The following is a 1,630-nucleotide window of genomic DNA, read 5'->3' as shown; positions in this document are numbered from 1 at the left end:
AATCGCAGCAAAATCCGGAACAGAACTCATGTAAGAGTTAGAGTGGCGACCTTGATAAATTATGTCTTGCCACTGTTTTACCATACCGAGGAATCGGTTATTCAGATTGATGATCTTCACAGGAATATCGTACTGCATGGCCGTCGATAGCTCCTGAATGTTCATCTGGATACTGCCATCACCCGTCACCACCACCACTTCTTCTTCAGGCATCGCGAACTTAACGCCCATACCAGCAGGAAGACCGAAGCCCATTGTGCCCAAGCCACCCGAATTGATCCAACGGCGAGGTTTGTTGAATGGGTAGTACAACGCCGCAAACATTTGGTGCTGGCCTACATCAGACGCCACATACGCATCACCATTGGTTAGCTTGTGCAGTGTTTCAATGACTTGCTGTGGCTTAATTCGATCCGACGACGTTTCGTAAGACAAGCACTGACGATCGCGCCACACTTGAATATCATCCCACCACTTAGTGATCGCCGCTTCATCGTTGCCACAATCTTGCTCTGCCAGTAGACCAAGCATCGTAGTCAGTACTTTTTCAGCAGAGCCTACAATTGGAAGATCCACTTTGACGTTTTTGGAGATCGACGACGGATCAATATCAATGTGCATCACTTTCGCATTTGGACAGTACTTCTCAAGGTTATTGGTGGTGCGGTCATCAAAACGTACCCCAATACCGAAGATCAGATCCGCTTCGTGCATCGCCATATTGGCTTCGTAGGTACCGTGCATCCCCAACATACCAAGCGAGTTTTTGTGAGTGCCCGGAAATGCACCTAGGCCCATTAAGGTGCTGACAACTGGCAGGTTAAGTTTGTCTGCCAGTTCTAAAATATGTTCGTGAGCACCAGAAATGACTGCGCCACCACCGACATAAAGCACCGGTTTTTTCGCTTCAATCAAAGACTTCAGCGCTTTCTTGATTTGGCCTTTATGACCCGAAGTGGTTGGCTTGTATGAACGCATCGAAATGCTTTCTGGATATTGGTAAGGCAGTTTGATTTGCGGATTCATTACGTCTTTAGGCAAATCAATCACAACTGGTCCAGGACGACCCGTTGTTGAAATGTAGAAGGCTTTTTTGATCGTTTCAGGGATATCTTCCGCCTTTTTCACCAAAAAGCTGTGTTTTACTACCGGACGAGAGACGCCCACGATGTCACATTCTTGGAAAGCGTCGTTACCAATCAGGCTGTTTGGCACGTTCCCTGAAATCACGATCATCGGGATGGAATCCATGTACGCCGTTGCAATACCGGTAATGGTATTGGTTGCGCCAGGCCCTGAACATACCAGTACCACACCCGGCTTACCTGTTGCGCGAGCATAGCCATCAGCCATGTGTGTCGCAGCCTGTTCGTGTCTTACTAGTACGTGTTTAATTTGGTCGGTTTTTGCGTGCAGTGCATCATAGATATCCAAAACGGAACCACCCGGATAACCGAAGATCTGCTCTACGTTTTCCTCTATCAGAGATTGCACCACCATCTCTGCACCTGACAACATTGCTGTCATAATTGCTCTCCTTACCCAGAATTCCACACCGTAAGGTCAACGGATTGGTCTGGTTTTACATAGTCTAGGTCTTATTCGTAGCCTAATCGAAATACTTCCACGT

General features: G+C 47.4%; 1 protein-coding gene. It reads right to left on the bottom strand.

Annotation, left to right across the window (positions count from 1 at the left end; genetic code table 11):
• Positions 1 to 1,527, bottom strand: a 1,527-nt coding sequence (locus tag R7P72_RS24005; RefSeq protein WP_318110825.1) for an acetolactate synthase 3 large subunit, incomplete at its 3' end; no start/stop codon positions are given.
• Positions 1,528 to 1,630: the final 103 nt, after the last annotated feature.

Source organism: Vibrio sp. Vb0888 (assembly GCF_033338835.1).
Taxonomy (GTDB): Bacteria; Pseudomonadota; Gammaproteobacteria; order Enterobacterales; family Vibrionaceae; genus Vibrio; species Vibrio alginolyticus.
Note: the sequence above shows the minus strand (reverse complement) of the source record. Positions and strands in the feature narration are given on the sequence as shown.